The sequence below is a fragment of the Microvirga sp. KLBC 81 genome (assembly GCF_003075415.1).
Taxonomy (GTDB): domain Bacteria; phylum Pseudomonadota; class Alphaproteobacteria; order Rhizobiales; family Beijerinckiaceae; genus Microvirga.
Genome location: NZ_QDAH01000011.1, coordinates 23,913 through 41,442, shown reverse-complemented (window position 1 = coordinate 41,442; position 17,530 = coordinate 23,913). Strand labels below are relative to the sequence as shown.

The 17,530-nt window shown below is 63.7% G+C and carries 20 protein-coding genes; 8 read left to right on the top strand and 12 right to left on the bottom strand.

Going from position 1 to position 17,530, the window contains the following annotated elements; all coding sequences use genetic code 11:
• Window positions 1–149: 149 nt before the first annotated feature.
• Together rplS and DC522_RS10250 are read right to left on the bottom strand one after the other, a co-directional pair.
• Window positions 150–530: a 50S ribosomal protein L19 gene (gene rplS, locus DC522_RS10255; RefSeq protein WP_116528609.1), complete on the bottom strand. Its 381-nt coding sequence runs from the start codon at window positions 528–530 to the stop codon at window positions 150–152.
• A gap of 131 nt (window positions 531–661) precedes the next feature.
• Window positions 662–1,138, bottom strand: coding sequence for an Lrp/AsnC family transcriptional regulator (locus DC522_RS10250; protein ID WP_116528608.1), 477 nt, complete (start codon window positions 1,136–1,138; stop codon window positions 662–664).
• Window positions 1,139–1,234: 96 nt separating this feature from the next.
• Between DC522_RS10250 and DC522_RS10245 the strand changes: the two genes are divergently transcribed.
• Window positions 1,235–2,149, top strand: a complete 915-nt coding sequence (locus DC522_RS10245; RefSeq protein ID WP_116528607.1) for a DMT family transporter — start codon at window positions 1,235–1,237, stop codon at window positions 2,147–2,149.
• Between the two features lie 57 nt (window positions 2,150–2,206).
• On the opposite strand, the gene DC522_RS10240 is transcribed toward DC522_RS10245, so the two are convergent.
• Both DC522_RS10240 and DC522_RS10235 read right to left on the bottom strand, forming a co-directional pair.
• Window positions 2,207–2,551 (bottom strand): hypothetical protein, encoded by a 345-nt coding sequence (locus DC522_RS10240; RefSeq protein ID WP_116528606.1) that lies wholly within the window; start codon window positions 2,549–2,551, stop codon window positions 2,207–2,209.
• Between the two features lie 226 nt (window positions 2,552–2,777).
• A complete protein-coding gene (locus tag DC522_RS10235; protein ID WP_116528605.1) occupies window positions 2,778–3,449 on the bottom strand; it encodes a helix-turn-helix domain-containing protein in 672 nt (223 codons plus the stop codon).
• Between the two features lie 114 nt (window positions 3,450–3,563).
• Between DC522_RS10235 and DC522_RS10230 the strand changes: the two genes are divergently transcribed.
• On the top strand, window positions 3,564–4,526 hold the full coding sequence (locus DC522_RS10230; RefSeq protein WP_116528604.1) for a PLP-dependent cysteine synthase family protein: 963 nt from the start codon (window positions 3,564–3,566) through the stop codon (window positions 4,524–4,526).
• A 79-nt stretch (window positions 4,527–4,605) separates the two neighbouring features.
• On the opposite strand, the gene trmD is transcribed toward DC522_RS10230, so the two are convergent.
• The 5 genes from trmD to DC522_RS10205 form a co-directional block, all read right to left on the bottom strand.
• The gene (trmD, locus tag DC522_RS10225) at window positions 4,606–5,289 is read right to left on the bottom strand and encodes a tRNA (guanosine(37)-N1)-methyltransferase TrmD (protein ID WP_116528603.1); all 684 of its coding nucleotides are present in this window, start codon (window positions 5,287–5,289) and stop codon (window positions 4,606–4,608) included.
• Complete coding sequence (rimM, locus tag DC522_RS10220) at window positions 5,286–5,888, bottom strand: ribosome maturation factor RimM (protein WP_371679301.1); 603 nt, start codon at window positions 5,886–5,888, stop codon at window positions 5,286–5,288. The genes trmD and rimM overlap by 4 nt, the downstream gene beginning before the upstream one ends.
• A gap of 176 nt (window positions 5,889–6,064) precedes the next feature.
• A complete protein-coding gene (rpsP, locus tag DC522_RS10215) occupies window positions 6,065–6,424 on the bottom strand; it encodes a 30S ribosomal protein S16 (protein WP_116528602.1) in 360 nt (119 codons plus the stop codon).
• A gap of 185 nt (window positions 6,425–6,609) precedes the next feature.
• A complete protein-coding gene (gene ffh / locus DC522_RS10210) occupies window positions 6,610–8,163 on the bottom strand; it encodes a signal recognition particle protein (protein WP_116528601.1) in 1,554 nt (517 codons plus the stop codon).
• A gap of 2 nt (window positions 8,164–8,165) precedes the next feature.
• Window positions 8,166–8,381, bottom strand: coding sequence for a glutathione S-transferase (locus DC522_RS10205; protein ID WP_116528678.1), 216 nt, complete (start codon window positions 8,379–8,381; stop codon window positions 8,166–8,168).
• 345 nt (window positions 8,382–8,726) lie between these two features.
• Here DC522_RS10205 and DC522_RS10200 point away from each other — a divergent pair, with 345 nt between their 5' ends.
• Complete coding sequence (locus DC522_RS10200; RefSeq protein WP_116528600.1) at window positions 8,727–9,791, top strand: MBL fold metallo-hydrolase; 1,065 nt, start codon at window positions 8,727–8,729, stop codon at window positions 9,789–9,791.
• Here the strand turns inward: DC522_RS10200 and DC522_RS10195 are convergent.
• Window positions 9,748–10,422: an HAD family hydrolase gene (locus DC522_RS10195; RefSeq protein WP_165820116.1), complete on the bottom strand. Its 675-nt coding sequence runs from the start codon at window positions 10,420–10,422 to the stop codon at window positions 9,748–9,750. The genes DC522_RS10200 and DC522_RS10195 overlap by 44 nt on opposite strands.
• On the bottom strand, window positions 10,419–11,195 hold the full coding sequence (locus tag DC522_RS10190) for a GyrI-like domain-containing protein (RefSeq protein ID WP_116528598.1): 777 nt from the start codon (window positions 11,193–11,195) through the stop codon (window positions 10,419–10,421). Before DC522_RS10190 ends, DC522_RS10195 begins: the two co-directional genes overlap by 4 nt.
• Before the next feature lie 222 nt (window positions 11,196–11,417).
• Here DC522_RS10190 and DC522_RS10185 point away from each other — a divergent pair, with 222 nt between their 5' ends.
• From DC522_RS10185 to mtaB, 3 genes are all read left to right on the top strand, one after another.
• Window positions 11,418–12,155, top strand: coding sequence for a sulfite exporter TauE/SafE family protein (locus tag DC522_RS10185; protein WP_116528597.1), 738 nt, complete (start codon window positions 11,418–11,420; stop codon window positions 12,153–12,155).
• Between the two features lie 196 nt (window positions 12,156–12,351).
• Window positions 12,352–13,236, top strand: a complete 885-nt coding sequence (gene dapF / locus DC522_RS10180; protein ID WP_116528596.1) for a diaminopimelate epimerase — start codon at window positions 12,352–12,354, stop codon at window positions 13,234–13,236.
• Window positions 13,236–14,489: a tRNA (N(6)-L-threonylcarbamoyladenosine(37)-C(2))-methylthiotransferase MtaB gene (gene mtaB / locus DC522_RS10175; RefSeq protein WP_116528595.1), complete on the top strand. Its 1,254-nt coding sequence runs from the start codon at window positions 13,236–13,238 to the stop codon at window positions 14,487–14,489. Before dapF ends, mtaB begins: the two co-directional genes overlap by 1 nt.
• 170 nt (window positions 14,490–14,659) lie before the next feature.
• Here the strand turns inward: mtaB and DC522_RS10170 are convergent, their stop codons facing one another.
• The gene (locus DC522_RS10170; protein ID WP_116528594.1) at window positions 14,660–15,373 is read right to left on the bottom strand and encodes an RluA family pseudouridine synthase; all 714 of its coding nucleotides are present in this window, start codon (window positions 15,371–15,373) and stop codon (window positions 14,660–14,662) included.
• A gap of 200 nt (window positions 15,374–15,573) precedes the next feature.
• On the opposite strand from DC522_RS10170, the gene ftsY reads away from it, so the two are divergent.
• Window positions 15,574–16,893 (top strand): signal recognition particle-docking protein FtsY, encoded by a 1,320-nt coding sequence (gene ftsY, locus DC522_RS10165; protein WP_116528593.1) that lies wholly within the window; start codon window positions 15,574–15,576, stop codon window positions 16,891–16,893.
• Window positions 16,890–17,486 (top strand): septation protein A, encoded by a 597-nt coding sequence (locus DC522_RS10160; protein WP_116528592.1) that lies wholly within the window; start codon window positions 16,890–16,892, stop codon window positions 17,484–17,486. Before ftsY ends, DC522_RS10160 begins: the two co-directional genes overlap by 4 nt.
• Window positions 17,487–17,530 lie beyond the last annotated feature (44 nt).

Below are 17,530 nucleotides of genomic sequence, written 5' to 3'. Positions count from 1 at the left end.
AACGCGCACCGCTTTGAAAGTATCGCATAGCCGATTGCCCGAAACGCGCAATAAAATTCTTTTGCGAGGAGCCAGCAGCGACGCTTATCGCCATAAGCAAAAAGCGCGGTTCGCACCGCGCTTTTCGGGAAACTTGCTGAATGAAGGCCTCACTCGGCGGCTTCGGAGGTCTCGCGGCGCTCGGCGCGCTCGGCGATACGGGCCGACTTGCCGCGACGGTCGCGCAGATAGTAGAGCTTGGCGCGACGGACGGCACCGCGGCGCACGACCTTGATGGACTCGACGTTCGGCGAATAGATCGGGAACACGCGCTCCACGCCTTCGCCGTAGGAAATCTTGCGGACCGTGAAGCTCTCCTGGAGGCCGCCACCGGAACGGGCGATGCAGACGCCTTCATAGGCCTGCACACGGGTGCGCTCGCCTTCCTTCACCTTCACGTTGACGATCACGGTATCGCCGGGCTGGAAGTCGGGGATCTTCTTGCCGAGCTTGGCAATCTGCTCCTGCTCGAGCTGCTGGATGATGTTCATGGTCTTGCTCCTGCCGTTGCATGGTCTTGAGACATGCTCAAGCCAGCGGGATTTCGGCGTCCTGTTTTAAGTTGAGGCCGGCGCTATACAGGAGTTTTCCCACTTTGTCGATGGGGATCTAGCCCCAGCCTTCACCCTATCGGCGGGAGCCTGCGCCTGACGGGCGATGTCTTGACGATGGAGGTGCTCGTCTGGGCACGCTGGGCGATCCGCTCAAGGATCGGGTCGAGTTCCTCGATCGACCGCAGGAGGTAGCGGGCCACATAGCAGTCATCGCCGGTGACCTTGTCGCATTCCACCACCTCGGGGCTCTCCACTAGGAGCTTCTCGACGGCGTGGAGCTGGCCCGGCAGGGGGCGGATGCGCACGATGGCGGTGAGCGTATAGCCTAAGGCCTTGGGGTCGATCTCGACCCGATAGGCCTTCACCACGCCGTCCTCCTCCAATCGCCGCAGACGCTCCGCCACGCTGGGGGCAGACAGACCCACGCTCCGGGCCAGTTCCGCCATCGGAAGGCGCGCATTCTCCGAGAGAAGCGCGATCAGGGCTTGGTCGACCTCATCGAGAACATCGCTTTTGTTTCTGAGGTTCTTTGCTGGTGCCGCCATCGATTCATAAGCCAAAAAGGTTGATTCGGCTTCGAACCATAAAGTACATCGCCTCCTGAAGAGGGTAAAGTGCTGCCTCGTTCAGGAGGACGAGCCATGAAGACATCATCCGCGCTGTCCGGACGGCTGGAAATGATCGCCGCAATGACGCTTTCGGGCACCATCGGCTTCTTCGTCGTCGAATCCGGGCAGAGCGTCTGGAACGTGGTGTTCTTCCGCTGCCTGTTCGGCGCCGTCGGTCTCTTCGTCTATTGCGCAGCCAGGGGCCTGCTGCTGCCCTGGCGCTTCACGACCAAAGCCTTGAGCCTCACGCTTGTGGCCGGTGCGGCCATCGTCCTGAACTGGGTGCTGCTCTTCTCATCCTACGGCCATGCGTCGATCTCGATCGCGACCGCCGTCTACAACACGCAGCCCTTCTTCCTCATTCTGCTCGGCGCGGTTCTGTTCGGCGAGCGGCCCACGGCGGACATGCTGGGCTTCGTGGCCCTTGCCTTTGCCGGCCTCCTGCTGGTGACGCAGATCGACGCGGCAAGCCTTAACCTCACGAGCGGCTACATGATCGGGCTCCTCCAGGCCTTGGGAGCAGCCCTGCTCTATGCGGTGGCTTCCGTGATCATCAAGCGGCTCAAGGGTTTTTCGCCTCACGTGATCGCTCTCGTGCAGGCGATCCTCGGCACGTTGCTGCTTCTGCCTCTCGCCGATTTCTCCCACCTGCCCGTCGATGCGGCGCAATGGGGGTGCCTGGTGGTGCTCGGCGTGGTTCACACCTGCATCATGTACATCTTCCTGTACTCGGCCCTTCAGAAGCTGCCGACGACTGTGATCGCGGTGCTCTCCTTCACCTATCCGGTGGTGGCTATTCTGGTCGATCACCTGGCCTTCGGCCGCACGCTGTCTCTGAACCAATGGAGCGGCATCCTGCTGATCCTGATCGGCAGCGCGGGAGTGAATCTCAAATGGCAGCTGGGCCTGAACCGCCTGACAAACCGCGCGGCGCTGGAGCGTGGATGATACGACACTAAGATCGCCCGCAGGTACGATGCGTTCGCGGGCGACGAGTCCAGCTCCCTATTTGGTATCCGGCGGAGCCATAGCGCCGATCTTCGTCGCCATGTCCATGCACTCGGCTTCCTTGCCTTGCTGATCGAGTTGCTTGGCCCGCTGGATCATCTGCATGGCCTCATTGCGACTTTGGCTCCGGGCGGTAACGTTTACCCCCTGTCCTGGACTGGGAGATGCCTCTGATCCCGTAGAGCCTGTCGTCGCGGGCGCATCCAGCGCAGGTCCTGCCCCCTCCTGTCTGGCCGAAATGGATTTTTCGAGATCGGCCAGACGCTGCGTGCATGGTCCGGCGATACCAGGTCCGGCAAGAACGAATGCAAATGCTGTTCCGAGGATGAATTTGCTGACCATGTCGATCTCCTCTGATCGAAGGCCCCGCCTTGTTAATCGCCCCGTTCGGATCGACGTTCCGCGTGTGGAGACGCTTTAGAGCTGTTTCCATTGGGATGGAATCAGCTCTCTTCTTTGCTGAGCCGCATTGTTTGACGGTGAACCGGATCCACTTCACCGAAAATGCGCTAGCGCTCCATGGCCGCGTGATCGTCGGGGAGCGCAGGTCGGGAATGATGCCCTCCTCTCACCTCCGGATCGCTGGGCCGATATGTGCGAAGAGATACCGCTCGAACCAGTCCGGAAACGCCCGCGCCAGTTCCTTCGGCCCCTCCACCGTCAGACCCATCCGCTGTGCTTCGGCAAAGTCTTCATCCCCACGCCACCAAGCGGCCAAGGCGTGCAGGCGCGCCCGAACACGTAAGGGCTCCGGAAAGCCTGGATTATGCGCGCAGAGCGTAGCTTCTCCCGCTCGCAGCAGCATGAAGCGGGGCTTGTGCCGCCCGTCGATGTCGAAGCGGACCACGATCGGATCCTTGGGCAGCGCGTCGGTACGGACGCGCCTTTGCATGTCGACGAGCAGAGGTTCGAGTTCGAGGTCCTCGTCCTGCGCGTGTCGTGGCAGCCATCGCTGACCCCAGGTGCCGAGAGCGCCCACCAGGGTCATGAGCTCCCGACCTGCCTCGGTGAGCGCGTATTCGGGACCATGCTCGCCCTCGATGCGCATGACGGCTCCGACATGAACCAGTTCCTGCAGCCGTTCCGAGAGCATGGTGCGGGAGATGCGCGGGATACCGCGACGGATGTCGTTGAAGCGGCGGCTGCCGCAGAGGAGTTCGCGCACGACAAGCAAGGTCCAGCGCCCGCCGATGGCTTCATGGGCGCGCGCAACGGAGCAGAATTGACCGTAGCCCGACATGATCAAGCGCTAGCACGGGTCGTTTGAGCGGAGAAGTCCGGATTTCGGACCTGACAGGACGATCACGCGCGCCTATCGAAGGCTTCGGATCAGCTCGCGAAGAAAGCGCAGATCATGAGCGAAAAGCAGCAGAGCCTTCTTGATCACATCGGCAACACGTCCCTGCTCGCCTTGCGCAAGATCGTACCGTCGCACGGCGCCCGCATCCTGGTGAAGCTGGAAAACGAGAATCCGACGGGCAGCATGAAGGATCGCATGGCACTTGCCATGATCGAGGCAGCAGAGGCGGATGGACGCTTGGCGTCAGGCGGCCCGGTCGTCGAATATACCGGCGGTAGCACCGGCGTATCCTTGTCCCTCGTCTGTGCGGTGAAAGGGCATCCCCTGCACATCGTCACGTCCGATGCGTTTGCGCGCGAAAAGCTCGATCACATGAGGATTCTCGGAGCGAAGCTCCAGGTCATTCCGAGCGATTCCGGGCGCATGACGGAAAAGCTCACCAAGGACATGATCGAGGCGGCCCGCGCCATCGCTGGGGAGACGGGTGCCTTCTGGACCGACCAGATGAAGAACCGGGATCAGCTTGCGGCCTATCATGCGATGGCGGATGAAATCTGGAGCCAGACAGGCGGCAGGATCGACGGCTTCGTCCAGAGCGTGGGCACCGCAGCCTCCCTGCGGGGCATCGCGGAAGGTCTGCGGCGGCATGATGAGCGCATCAGCATCGTCGCGGTGGAGCCCGCCGAATCCGCTGTGCTGTCAAGCGGCCCGTCGGGCGCCCACAAGATCGACGGGATCGGCGCCGGCTATGTCGTGCCGCTCTGGCACGAGAGCATCGCCAATGCCATCGAGCAGGTTTCAACCGAGGAAGCCACGGCGATGGCCCTTCGGTTGGCGCGAGAGGAAGGTCTCTTCGCAGGAACGTCCACGGGTGCCAACGTCATCGCAGCCCTGCGCCTGGCCGAACGACTGGGGCCTGGTGCCACCATCGTCACCGTGATGTGCGATACGGGGATGAAGTATCTCAGAACCTATGGCGCGAAGCTCGAAGAGAGCTTTAAGAACCCCTCATCCTGAGGAGCAGACGAAGTCTGCTCCTCAGGATGAGGCTCAGGGCGGTTTGTGAGACGCTCGAAGTCCTGACGGAGAAGAGCCGTTACCGCTCCAGCAGATCCGGCCGCCGCTCCCGCGTGATCCGTTCCGATTCTTCCCGCCGCCAGCGCTCGATGGCGGCGTGGTTGCCCGACAGCAGCACGTCGGGGATCGTGCGCCCTTCCCATTCGCGAGGCCGTGTGTAGTGCGGGTATTCGAGGCGGTTCGACTCGAAGCTCTCCTCCGTGCCGGAGGCTTCCTTGCCCATGACACCTGAGAGCAGCCGCACGCAAGAATCGAGCACGATCATCGCCGCGATCTCGCCGCCGGAGAGCACGTAATCGCCGATGGACACCTCTAGCAGGCCGCGTGCTTCGATCACGCGCTCGTCCACGCCCTCGAACCGGCCGCAGACGATGACGATGCCGGGGCCGGATGCGAGCTCACGCACGTAGCTTTGAGTGAGCGGCTTGCCGCGCGGGCTCATGAGGAGCTTCGGACGCGGATCATCGGCGGGTATCGCCGCATCGATGGCATTGGCCAGCACATCGCAGCGGATCACCATGCCGGGGCCACCACCGGCGGGCGTATCGTCCACTGCGCGGTGACGGCCGAGGCCGTGATCGCGGATGTTCCTGGTCTCCAGCGACCAGACACCACGTGAAAGCGCATCGCCGGACAGCGACAGGCCTAAGGGGCCTGGAAACATCTCAGGGTAAAGCGTGAGGATGGTCGCAGAAAAACTCACGCGCGATCCTCACCGGATTCGGGCTTGCCGATCTCGAAGAAATCGTCCGGGAGGGCTGCAATGACGCGCTTTCCGGCGATGTCGACCACCGGCACGAAGGCCTTGGTGAACGGCAGAAGCGCGGTCGGGCCCTTTTGCGCAGGCGCAATCTCGAGAAGATCGCCGCCGCCGTAATTCGGCACGCCGACGATGGTGCCGATGGTTTCGCCCGCCTCGTTCTGAACGGCAAGGCCGATCAGATCCGCGAGCAGGAATTCATCTTCTTCGTCAGGCGGCGGAAGCTTGTCGCGCTCCACATAGAGCTGCACGCGATTGAGGGCCTCGGAGGCTTCGCGCGTGGTCACGCCATCGACGATTGCGATCAGGAGATCGGGTGCGCCGCCGGGAGCCTGCCGAACATTCTTGAGGAAGTAAGTTTTGCCATTTGCCGCAATGAGCGGCTTGTAATCGGCAATCGCCCGCGGATCGCCGGTATGGGATTTCAGCCGCACTTCGCCTTTGAGGCCATGCGCGCGACCGAACTCGCCGACCAGGACGAGATCCTTTCCCTGGTACGAAGCAAGCCCTCCTCCCCCACGGATCTCGGGTGTTCCCGAGATCCGCTCATCCTTGCGCAAGTCGGGAACACCCGACTTGCATGGGGAGGAGATGGAGGTGGGGGTGTCAGCGCCATGGTTTGTCGTCTTGACGCTCGCACCCCCACCCCCGCCCCTCCCCACAGGGGGGAGGGGTGAGGCGGAGCGTTGTTGGGAACGCTCGCGCTTTGTCATGAGAATTAAGCAGCCTCGCCTTCACCAGCGGCAGCAGCGGCGGCCTTGGCCTCGGCGCGCTCCTGGGCCTTCTTGCCCGGAACGGCCTTCTGCGGGTTGTTGCGGGCCGGACGCTTCAGGAGGCCGGCGGCGTCGAGGAAGCGCAGGACGCGGTCGGTCGGCTGGGCGCCCTTGGCGAGCCAGGCCTGGATCTTCTCGACCTCGAGGGTCACGCGGCCAGCGTCGTCCTTCGGCTTCATCGGGTCGTAGGTGCCGACCTTCTCGATGAAGCGGCCATCGCGCGGGGAGCGCGAGTCGGCAACGACGATGCGGTAGTAGGGACGCTTCTTCGCACCACCACGGGTGAGACGGATCTTCAGGGACATGGGTAACTCCTTCTAGTGTCCTGTGATCAAACTTCTTCGGTGTCATCCCCGCGAAGGCGGGGATCCATAACCGCTGACGGCGCCGGGTTGAGAACCGACAGTGGTTATGGATTTCCACGCCTCCGGCGCGGCCCTTCGGGTCGGGCTCCGCTGACGCGGCCCCGGAATGACGGTGAACCTCAAACTCATTTCTTCTTTCCGAACGGGAAGCCGCCGAGGCCAGGCAACCCGGGGATCTTTGGCGCGCCGCCGAGACCCGGCAGGCCGGGAACGCCCTTCGGCATGGGCGGGAGAGCGCCTCCGGCACCGCCCGGAAAATCGGGGAGCTTGCCGCCCATCTGCTTCTGCAGCGCCTCGATCTGCTCAGGAGTCGGCTGGGGCATGCCGCCACCGCCGATTCCGAACATTTTTCCAAGCGCACCCGCCATGCCCTTGGCCTTGCCGCCGCCCATCATCTTCATGACGTCGGCCATCTGGCGGTGCATCTTGAGGAGCTTGTTGATGTCCTCGACCTTGGCGCCGGAGCCTGCCGCGATGCGCTTCTTGCGCGACGCCTTCAGGATGTCCGGGTTGCGGCGCTCGGCGGGCGTCATGGAATCGATGATCGCGCGCTGACGCTTGATGACCTTGTCATCGATATTCGCGTTTTCGAGCTGCGACTTCATCTTGGCGACGCCGGGCAGCATGCCCATCAGGCCGCCGATGCCGCCGATCTTTTCCATCTGGGAGAGCTGATCGCGCAGGTCTTCCAGGTCGAACTTGCCCTTGCGCATCTTCTCCGCAATGCGCTGGGCCTTTTCGTGGTCGATGGTCTCGGCCGCCTTCTCGACCAGCGAGACGATGTCGCCCATGCCGAGGATGCGGCTGGCAACGCGCGAGGGATGGAATTCCTCCAGCGCATCGACCTTTTCGCCCGTACCGATGAGCTTGATCGGCTTGCCCGTGACGGCGCGCATCGACAGAGCAGCACCACCGCGCGCGTCACCATCCATACGGGTGAGCACGATGCCGGTGACGCCAAGGCGCTCGTCGAAGGCGCGGGCGGTGTTGACCGCGTCCTGACCGGTGAGCGCATCCGCCACGAGCAGAACCTCGTGCGGGTTGGTGGCGGCGCGCACGTCGGCGGCTTCCACCATCAGCGCCTCGTCGACGGTCACGCGACCGGCGGTATCGAGCATCACCACATCGTAACCGCCGAGGCGCGCGGCCTCCATGGCACGACGGGCGATCTGCACCGCCGTTTGGCCCGCCACGATGGGGAGCGTATCGACGCCAACCTGCTTGCCGAGCACGGCGAGCTGCTCCATCGCTGCCGGACGGCGCGTATCGAGCGAGGCCATGAGAACGCGGCGGTTTTCGCGATCCGTCAGACGCTTGGCGATCTTGGCGGTGGTGGTCGTCTTACCCGAGCCCTGCAGACCGACCATGAGGATGCCGACGGGCGGAACCGCGTTGAGGCTGATCACCTCCGCGTCCGCGCCCAGCATCTCCACGAGCTGGTCATGGACGATCTTCACCACCTGCTGGCCGGGGGAGACCGACTTGATGACCTCGGCGCCGACCGCGCGGGCACGCACCTTGTCCGTGAAGGAGCGGACGACCTCGAGCGCCACGTCGGCCTCTAACAGCGCGCGCCGGACTTCGCGAAGGGCCGCATTCACATCCTCTTCCGTCAGCGCGCCACGGCGCGTCAGCGAATTCAGGATGTTGGAAAGTTTATCGGAAAGGCCTTCAAACATGATCAATCAATTCCTTTTGCGATGAGGGGTACATCGCGATCCGCAAGGGCCTTTTCAAAGTGATTGATCGCCGCTTCGAACTTGTCGCGGCAGCCGGGATTGCAGAAGCCGACCACCTCGCCGCGATAGAGGGTGAGCGAATCCGCCGCGATCGGCTTTCCCGACCACGGGCAGGTCTCGTTGACCGCGTCCTCGATGCGCAATGTATCCTTCGACATCCATCCATCCTCTTTCGTCATGGTCGCACTTGATGCGGCCATCCACGTCTTTCAAGCGCAAGGCGAGGAGGCGTGGATGACCGGGACAAGCCCGGTCATGACGGGCGAGAGAAAGACCCAAAGAGAAACGCGCCCGAGGGCGCATCGCGCTGTCGGACGTTGACCTCCAGCCTCTCGGGCTGGTCGGCGGCTCAAAGGGGCTCGCTCTACAGATTTGCGGTCAGGCGATAGACGAAAGGGGAGCGGGAGTCAAGAAAAGACCGGAAAAGCCCCGCTTTTTCCGGGCCTTGTGGCAAGAAATATCAATCACCATGCTTAAAGGCTCTGCTTGCTTCGAAGGTCCCAATGAACCGCCGCACCCTGCTGAAAACCTTGAGTTTCCCTGCTGTCGCCGCGACAGGCGTCCTCGGCTGGATGAAAACTGCCCGCGCCACGAACCGCTATTACCAGGGGCCCCCGACCGACCATTTCGACGGGGTGCGGTTCTTCTCGCCCAACCAGCCGCAGGACAAGGGTTTTGCCGAATTGCTGCGCTGGCAGCTCGGCGGCGGGCGGAAGGAATGGCCGGAGATCTTCCCGAGCCCCTTTCAGGACAAGCCCCCGGCTGAGGTAAAAGGCCTGCGCACGGTGCTCATTGGCCACGCCTCGTTCCTGATCCAGGTGGCGGGGCTCAACATTCTCATCGATCCGGTCTTTTCGGAACGGGCGAGCCCCGTCTCCTTCTCGGGCCCCAAGCGGGTCAACCCGCCCGGCATCGCGTTTGAAGACCTGCCCCCGATCCACGCGGTGCTGATCACGCACAATCATTACGATCACCTGGACATCGATGCCTTGGGCCGACTTTGGCAGCGCCACCGCCCTCGCTTCGTCGCGCCCTTGGGCAACGATGCGATCATCCGAGCCGAGCACCCGGAGATCGCGGTCGAGACGCGCGACTGGGGCGGATCGGTCGAGCTTGGCAACGGCGTCATCGCGCATCTGGAGCCCGCCTATCACTGGTCCGCGCGAGGCATCAACGACCGGCGCATGGCGCTCTGGTGCGCTTATCTGCTCACGACGCCCCAGGGCACGATCTATCACATCGGCGATACGGGCTTCGGCGACGGCAGGATTTTCCATGCCGTCCGCGAGCGCTTCGGCAGCATCCGCCTCGCGCATCTCCCCATCGGGGCCTACGAGCCGCGCTGGTTCATGGAGCCGCAGCATATGAACCCGGAGGATGCGGTGAAGGTGTTCCGGATCATCGCGCCCAACCAGGCGCTCGGTCACCACTGGGGCACGTTTCGCCTCACTAACGAAGGCATCGAGGAGCCGCCGCAGGAACTAGCGGTGGCCTTGCGGGCTGCGGAGATCTCATCGGAGCGCTTCAGGCCGTTGAGGCCGGGAGAGGCATGGACGCCGTCAGTGTGAGGATCGGCTCCTGCAGATCGCATGGCTTCTCAACCAGACAGGCGACGCCCGAATCCAGCAGCTCCTGCCGGGATCCATAGCCCCAGGTCACGCCTATGGCCGCAATGCCGTTCGCGCGCGCACCGATGGCATCGTGCTCCCTGTCGCCGATCATGACCGCCGTCGCGGGGTCGAACCGCTCCCGGTCGAGAATATGGCGGATCAAGTCGCGCTTGTCGGCGTTCCGGTTATCGAGTTCGGAGCCATAAACCTCGCGAAAGAACCGCGACAGGCCGAAATGGTGGATAATCCGCTTTGCGAACACATGAGGCTTGGACGTGGCGACGAAGAGCTGAAATCCGACCTCGTGAAGAGCGTCGAGGGTCGCCGGAATATCCGGATAAACCTCGTTCTCGAACAATCCGACTTCGCTGAAGCGCTCGCGATACAGGCGCACCGCCTCGGGAGCATTCTCAGCCCCGCCGAGGAGCTTTGTGAAACCTGAAATCAGCGGCGGCCCGATCATCCATGTCAGGGCATCCGCTTCAGGCACGGGGCGGCCCAGCCTTTCGAGCGCATACTGGATGGAGCGGGTGATGCCTGCCTTGGGGTCGGTCAGGGTCCCGTCGAGGTCGAAAAGAGCGATCATCACTTCGGCTGAACGTAGATGTTCACCTCGAAATTCGTGTCCTGCGAATCCGTGAACTCGCTCACGTATTCCTCGATGAAGGCGTCCTTGGCGACGATTTCCTTGATGTCGAGATAGGCCGTGATCGTCTCGTAGGTGCCGTCGATCTCGTCATAGGCATCCTTGTGCACGAAGCGGAAGGCCTTGCCTTCCGGCGTCTTGCCGAACTTGATCTCCGGGGTCAGCTCGGTCTTGCCCTCGGGTACCTGCGCGATCGGGATCATCGCCTCGAACTTGAACCCGTTGTCGTCCGTATCGACGAAGATCGTGAGCGGGCGGCCCGTCGGCGAGATGCCCGCTTTCTTCAGCTCGCCATCGAGCTTGGCGACTGCGTTTTTGAGGCTGTCGAAGGCCTCGTCCCAGGTGCTGGTGCCGGCGAGCACCACAGCCGGCTTTGCGGTGAGCACGCCTTCTTCCACCCCTGTGGGATCGCTCGGGTTGGGGAAGAGCGTCGTGCGCGCCGTCTGTTGGGCGGGCGCCGGATTAGCAGGAGCAGGTGTGGGCGCAGGCTGTACAGTCGTGGACTGCTGCGGCTGGGCCGGTGTCTCAGAGGAGGAAGGCGCGGGAGCGGCAGCGGCAGGCGCCGGTGTCGAGACAGCCGGGCCGCTTGAAGCCGGTGCCTGAGCGGCTGGAGCCGGATCGGCCGGGGGCGTGCTCGCGGCAGGAGGTGTCTGCGCCAGGGCTACGCTCGAGCAGAGGGCAAGCACAAGAACGAAGTGGGATGAGCGCAGCCGCATGGGAAAGCCTTAAGCCTCGAATCACAAAATGGTGACGAGCCGGAGCATAAGAGGGTTTTGGTCGAGCCGCGAGGTACCCCGGCCTCCTCTGTGGAGGACGGATGGAAGCAGGTGCTTTCCCACACCTGCATAAAAAATCCTCTGGCCACCGGCTTGGCCGCTCTCAACCAACCTGAAATCGTGGCTATGATACCATTCCCACCGCGCGGGGCTGTTTCGAGAATGGAAGACTTTTTGATCTTTGCCGGGATCGGCTTCCTGGCCCAGCTGGTGGATGGGGCCCTCGGCATGGCTTTTGGCGTGCTCTCCACCACGAGCCTTCTGGCCTTCGGCGTTCCGCCGGCAACGGCCAGCGCCGTGACCCATGTGACGGAAATCTTCACCACGGCCGCCTCCGGCGCCTCCCACGTCTTCCACCGTAACGTCGATTGGCGCCTCGTCGCGCGGCTTGCCCCTGCCGGCATGATCGGCGGAGCCATCGGAGCCTTTGTCCTCTCCAACGTCGACGCGAAGATGATGCAGCCCATGGTCTCCGCCTATCTGATGGTGATCGGCCTCTACCTCGTCTTCAAGGCGTTCAGGCCCCTCTGGCCGCGGGAGGTGCAGGACTGGCTCGTGCCCTGGATCGGCGGCGGCGGCGGACTGCTCGATGCCATAGGCGGAGGCGGATGGGGTTCCATCGTCACGAGTTCTCTCATCGGGCGTGGTCACGCGCCCCGGCACGTGATCGGCTCCACGAACCTGACCGAGTTTCTGGTCACGATCGTCATCTCCGCCACCTTCATCCTGACCCTGGGCTGGTCGGAGCTGAGGTCGGCAACCGGCCTCATCGTCGGCGGCGTGCTGGCGGCTCCCTTGGGCGGGTTTCTGGTCAGCCGCGTGCCGACGCGCCCGCTCATGGTCGGCGTCGGCCTCATCATCATCGCCACCAGCATTCCGCGAATCCTGCCGGCCCTCTAGAGCCTCGGACGTGAAAAGTGGATTCCCCTTTTGGGACCCATCCGATGCTTCCTCTTTCAAGCAGAGCATCGTGCGGAAAACCGGGTCCACTTTTCGCTGACGCGGCCCTTCGGGTCCGGACGATGCGCTAACGATATTGCCGCAGGCAGCCTCCTTCCCTCTCGCGATTCCTCGCGTTTTCAGCCATATACGGCCCATGACCGCCCTTTCGAACCACCGTTTTCTCAAGATGAACGGTCTCGGCAACGAGATCACCGTGCTGGATCTGCGCGGCTCACCCCATATCGTGAGCGCTGCGGAAGCGCGCGCCATCGCGGCCGATCCGCGCTCGCGCTTCGACCAGCTGATGGTGCTGCACGATCCGGCCTCCCCCGGCACGGACGCGTTTATGCGCATCTACAACACGGACGGTTCGGAATCCGGCGCCTGCGGCAACGGCACCCGCTGTGTCGCCTGGGCCATGGTGGCGGACCCGGTCATCGGGCGTTCCAACGACAAGGGCCTGGTGCTCGAAACCAAGGCCGGCCTCCTGCCGGTGACACGTGTGTCCGACACGGTCTTTACGGTCGACATGGGCCTGCCGCGCTTAGGCTGGAACGAGATTCCCCTGCGCGATCCCGTTTCCGACACCCGCTCGATCACGGTCGATACGCATCTGCCTGAGCACCCGGAGCTGCAGAACCCTTCCGTGGTGAGCATGGGCAACCCGCACGCTGTTTTCTGGGTGAAGGATGCAAAGGCTTACGACCTGGCCGCCGTCGGCCCGAAGCTCGAGCACGACCCGGTTTTCCCCGAGCGCGCCAACATTTCCTTCGCTGAAGTGGTGAGCCCCGACCACATCGTGCTTCGCGTATGGGAGCGTGGCGCTGGCGCCACCCGCGCCTGCGGCTCCGCGGCCTGCGCCACTCTCGTGGCCGCGGCCCGCAAGGGATTGGCGGGCCGCAAGGCCACCATCTCGCTGCCCGGCGGCGATCTCCTGATCGAATGGCGCGAAAGCGACGATCATGTGCTCATGACCGGCGAGACTGAGCTGGAGCACGAGGGCCTCTTCTCCCCTGCCCTCTTCGCGGGAGCGGCCTGATGAGCGTCGAAGTCGTCACCTTCGGCTGCCGGCTCAACACCTACGAGTCGGAGGCCATGCAGCGCGACGCGGAAGAGGCTGGGTTGGGCGAGGTCGTCATCGTGAACACCTGCGCCGTCACCGCCGAGGCGACGCGCCAGGCGCGCCAGTCCATCCGCAAGATCGCGCGCGAAAAGCCCGATGCACGGATCATCGTGACGGGCTGCGCCGCGCAAGTGGAGCCTGAAACCTTCGCCTCCATGCCGGAGGTCGCTCAAGTTCTCGGCAATCATGAAAAGATGAAGGCCGAGACCTGGGCTTCCATGCGCGATTTCGGCGTGGGGCAAAGCGAAAAGATTCTCGTCAACGACATCATGGCGGTGAAGGAAACCGCCGTGCACCTCATCGACGGCATGCGCGGACGCACCCGCGCCTTCGTGCAGGTGCAGAACGGCTGCGACCACCGCTGCACCTTCTGCATCATCCCTTACGGCCGCGGCAATTCCCGCTCCGTGCCCATGGGCGCGGTGGTGGAGCAGGTGCGCAACCTCGTGGAGCACGGCTCCCGCGAAGTGGTGCTCACCGGCGTCGACATCACGAGCTACGGCAAGGATCTGCCGGGCGAGCCGCAGCTCGGCACGCTGGTGAAGAGCCTGTTGCGCCACGTGCCTGAACTCGAGCGTCTTCGCATCTCCTCCATCGACTCCGTGGAGGCGGACGACGATCTCCTCGATGCGATCGCCAACGAAAGCCGCCTGATGCCGCATCTGCATCTCTCGCTGCAGGCCGGCGACGACATGATCCTGAAGCGCATGAAGCGCCGTCATCTGCGGGGCGATGCCATCGCCTTCTGCGAGCAGGTGAAGCGCCTTCGTCCGGACATGGTGTTCGGCGCCGATATCATCGCGGGCTTCCCGACGGAAACGGAGGAGATGTTTTCCCGCTCCCTCGACATCGTCGACGAGTGCAGCCTCACGCATCTCCACGTCTTCCCCTTCTCACCCCGCCCCGGCACCCCCGCCGCGCGCATGCCGCAGCTCGCGCGTGATGTCGTGAAGGACCGCGCGCGCAGGCTTCGCGAGAAGGGCGAGGCCGCACTGGTGAAGCATCTCGCTAAGGAGGTGGGTGCAAAGCGCAACGTGCTGATCGAGACCAACCAGCTCGGCCGCACGGAAGGATTTACGCTCGTGCGCTTCGCAGGCGAGGTGAAGCCCGGAGAGATCGTGCCGGTCACCATCGCCGGTCACGACGGCAAGGAATTGCTGGCGGCGTAATTTGAACGTCATTCCGGGGCCGCAAAGCGGAACCCGGGATCGTTTTCAGAATAGAACACTGTCATCCCGGCGAAGGCCGGGATCCATAACCACGACAGCCCTTCAGTCTGCACCGACGGTGTTTATGGATTCCCGTCTGCACGGGAATGACAAGGGGAGGCTCCTCCACTTTACTCAGCCAGCGATCCCGGATCGGCTGCGCCGTCCGGGATGACGCCACATAGTCTCACCCGTTCGTGCATATGCTCCGGCACCGGCGCTTCCACAACGATCGGGGGCTTCTTCGGGTAGAGCGGCACCGTGATGCTGCGGGCATGGAGATGCAGGCCCGGGCCATGGAAACGCGGGGCCGTGCCGTAGATCGGATCGCCCAGGATCGGGAAGTTCATGGCGGCGCAATGGACGCGTAGCTGATGGGTGCGGCCCGTGATGGGACGCAGTTCGAGAAGCGTGAGGCCTTCCGCGCGCCCGAGCACCCGCCACTTGGTCAACGAAGGCTGGCCCTTCGGGTCCACCTTCATCCACCAGCCGCGATCGGGCGATTTCGGCGCAAGCGGCAGATCGATCTCGCCCTCGTCCTCAGGAGGCCCGCCCTCGACCACGGCCCAATAGACCTTGTCGACCTCGTTCTTGCGGAAAAGCTCGTTGAGGCGGGCGATGGCCTTCGGGTGCCGGCCCAGCACGAGGCAGCCGGAGGTGTCCTTGTCGAGACGGTGTGCGACCTCAGGCCGCCGGGGCAGGCCGAAGCGCAAGGCATCGAGGTGATGAAACAAGGTCTCGCCACCTTTAGGGCCAGGATGCACGGCTAAGCCGGCGGGTTTGTCGATCACGAGCATCAGGGCATCGCGATAGAGCAAACGGCTTACTATCTCTTCCGTATTCATGATGCCTCGGCTAGAGCATCGGACCCAAAAGTGGAACTCACTTTTGGGGTTCATCCAATGCTTACGCTTTATACTGGCGCATCGTTTGCGCGGAACCGGAGGTCCGCGTCAGCGAAAACCGGATCCACTTTTCCGCACGATGCGCTATCGAGGCACAGGCACTAAATCAGGCACCAGCATTCACGAGGCAGCTAAGACCCATGGCCGAAACGAAGCCCGACAAGCCCGGATTCCTGTCCCGTCTCTTCGGGCGTAAGGCGGAGACTCAGCCCGAGGTCGCTCCCCAGACGCCGCAGGCGGGCGGCGAACCGGAAGCCATGCCCTCCCCGCCGGCTACGGGTGCGGACGATCTGTCGGGTGCTCCGCCGACCGTGACGACGGCCTCGCCCGACACGCCTGAGGAAAACAAGACGCCGCCTGAGCTTGCCGGGGCGGATCTGCAGCCCGTCGAAGGCGTGGAGCCGGAAGGCGGCAATCCGAAGGAGCCGATCCCGCGCATCGAGACGGAGGCCGGGCCTCAGCCGCGTCCCGATGTGGCCGAGGCCGAAAGGTCGGTTGCTCCGGCTCCCGAAGCCCAGCCCGCCCCGGCGGAGAAGCGGGGCTGGTGGCAGCGCCTGACGGAGGGCATGCGCCGCACCTCGTCATCCCTGTCGGAGAGCGTCACGGGCCTCTTCACCAAGCGCAAGCTGGACGATGCCACGCTTCAGGATCTGGAGGATGCCCTGATCCAGGCCGATCTCGGCGTGCCCACCGCCATGCGGATCACGGAGGCGATCTCGGCTGGCCGCTACAACAAGGAGATCTCGCCGCAGGAGGTGCGCACGATTCTCGCGAGCGAAGTGGAGAAGACGCTGCAGCCCGTGGCCCAGGCGCTGAACATCGACCGCGCGAAGAAGCCTTTCGTGATCCTCATGGTCGGCGTGAACGGCGCAGGCAAAACCACGACCATCGGCAAGCTGAGCCAAAAGTTCCGGCAGCAGGGTCTGAAGGTGATGCTGGCAGCGGGCGATACCTTCCGGGCCGCCGCCATCGAGCAGCTGAAAGTGTGGGGCGAGCGGGTCGGCGCACCGGTTCTCGCCCGCGAGCAGGGCGCGGATGCGGCAGGTCTCGCCTACGACGCGCTTCAGGAGGCGAAGGCGAATGGCACCGACGTGCTGCTCATCGACACGGCAGGCCGGTTGCAGAACAAGGCCGGCCTCATGGCCGAGCTCGAGAAGATCGTGCGCGTGATCAAGAAATTCGACGAGAGCGCACCGCATGCCACGCTCCTCGTGCTCGATGCGACGGTCGGCCAGAATGCGGTGAGCCAGGTCGAGCTGTTCCAGAAGGCCGCAGGCGTCACGGGCCTCGTGATGACCAAGCTCGACGGCACGGCGCGCGGCGGCATCCTGGTGGCGCTCGCCGCCAAGTTCGGGCTGCCCGTCCACTTCATCGGCGTCGGCGAAGGCGTGGAGGACCTGGAGCCCTTCACCGCAGGGGATTTCGCCAAAGCCATTGCCGGGTTAGAAGCAATATCATGACCAACGAAAAGCGCCTCCCGCCCCTTCTCAAGCTCGCCCTCGAACTCGGGCCGCTCGCTCTCTTCTTCGTTGCGAATGCCTATGCGGACCGGTTCGGCTTTGCGGAGGGCCAGCGCATCTTCTTCGCAACGGCTCTCTTCATCGGCGCGACATTGGTGGCGCTTGCGGTTTCTTACGCACTTCTGCGCAAGCTGCCGATCATGCCGCTCGTATCGGGCGTCGTGGTGGTGGTGTTCGGCGGGCTCACGCTCTTCCTGCAGGACGAGACGTTCATCAAGCTCAAGCCCACCATCGTGAACACGATGTTCGGCGCGATCCTTCTCGGCGGCCTCTATTTCCGCAAACCTCTGCTCGAGATCGTGCTCGACAGCGTTTTCGATCTCACTGAAGAAGGATGGCGCAAGCTCACGCTTCGCTGGGCGCTGTTCTTCTTCACGCTCGCCGCGCTCAATGAGATCGTCTGGCGCACGCAGAGCACGGATTTCTGGGTGAGCTTCAAGGTCTTCGGCATCATGCCGCTCACCATCGCCTTCGCGCTTGCGCAGACGCCGCTATTGTTGCGGCATGAAGCCAAGAAGGCGGAAGAGGCTTAAACTCATCATGTCATCACCGGCCTTGTGCCGGAGATCCCGATAAG

What these genes read in the sequence shown, in the direction of transcription:
- DC522_RS10235 (WP_116528605.1), bottom strand. Translation starts at nt 3,449, where the DNA reads ATGTCGGGCTACGGTCAATTCTGCTCCGTTGCGCGCGCCCATGAAGCC.
- DC522_RS10200 (WP_116528600.1), top strand. Translation starts at nt 8,727, where the DNA reads ATGAACCGCCGCACCCTGCTGAAAACCTTGAGTTTCCCTGCTGTCGCC.
- mtaB (WP_116528595.1), top strand. Translation starts at nt 13,236, where the DNA reads ATGAGCGTCGAAGTCGTCACCTTCGGCTGCCGGCTCAACACCTACGAG.
- ffh (WP_116528601.1), bottom strand. Translation starts at nt 8,163, where the DNA reads ATGTTTGAAGGCCTTTCCGATAAACTTTCCAACATCCTGAATTCGCTG.
- DC522_RS10160 (WP_116528592.1), top strand. Translation starts at nt 16,890, where the DNA reads ATGACCAACGAAAAGCGCCTCCCGCCCCTTCTCAAGCTCGCCCTCGAA.
- DC522_RS10185 (WP_116528597.1), top strand. Translation starts at nt 11,418, where the DNA reads ATGGAAGACTTTTTGATCTTTGCCGGGATCGGCTTCCTGGCCCAGCTG.
- DC522_RS10205 (WP_116528678.1), bottom strand. Translation starts at nt 8,381, where the DNA reads ATGTCGAAGGATACATTGCGCATCGAGGACGCGGTCAACGAGACCTGC.
- DC522_RS10250 (WP_116528608.1), bottom strand. Translation starts at nt 1,138, where the DNA reads ATGGCGGCACCAGCAAAGAACCTCAGAAACAAAAGCGATGTTCTCGAT.
- DC522_RS10190 (WP_116528598.1), bottom strand. Translation starts at nt 11,195, where the DNA reads ATGCGGCTGCGCTCATCCCACTTCGTTCTTGTGCTTGCCCTCTGCTCG.
- dapF (WP_116528596.1), top strand. Translation starts at nt 12,352, where the DNA reads ATGACCGCCCTTTCGAACCACCGTTTTCTCAAGATGAACGGTCTCGGC.
- DC522_RS10170 (WP_116528594.1), bottom strand. Translation starts at nt 15,373, where the DNA reads ATGAATACGGAAGAGATAGTAAGCCGTTTGCTCTATCGCGATGCCCTG.
- DC522_RS10230 (WP_116528604.1), top strand. Translation starts at nt 3,564, where the DNA reads ATGAGCGAAAAGCAGCAGAGCCTTCTTGATCACATCGGCAACACGTCC.
- rpsP (WP_116528602.1), bottom strand. Translation starts at nt 6,424, where the DNA reads ATGTCCCTGAAGATCCGTCTCACCCGTGGTGGTGCGAAGAAGCGTCCC.
- ftsY (WP_116528593.1), top strand. Translation starts at nt 15,574, where the DNA reads ATGGCCGAAACGAAGCCCGACAAGCCCGGATTCCTGTCCCGTCTCTTC.
- DC522_RS10240 (WP_116528606.1), bottom strand. Translation starts at nt 2,551, where the DNA reads ATGGTCAGCAAATTCATCCTCGGAACAGCATTTGCATTCGTTCTTGCC.
- DC522_RS10245 (WP_116528607.1), top strand. Translation starts at nt 1,235, where the DNA reads ATGAAGACATCATCCGCGCTGTCCGGACGGCTGGAAATGATCGCCGCA.
- rplS (WP_116528609.1), bottom strand. Translation starts at nt 530, where the DNA reads ATGAACATCATCCAGCAGCTCGAGCAGGAGCAGATTGCCAAGCTCGGC.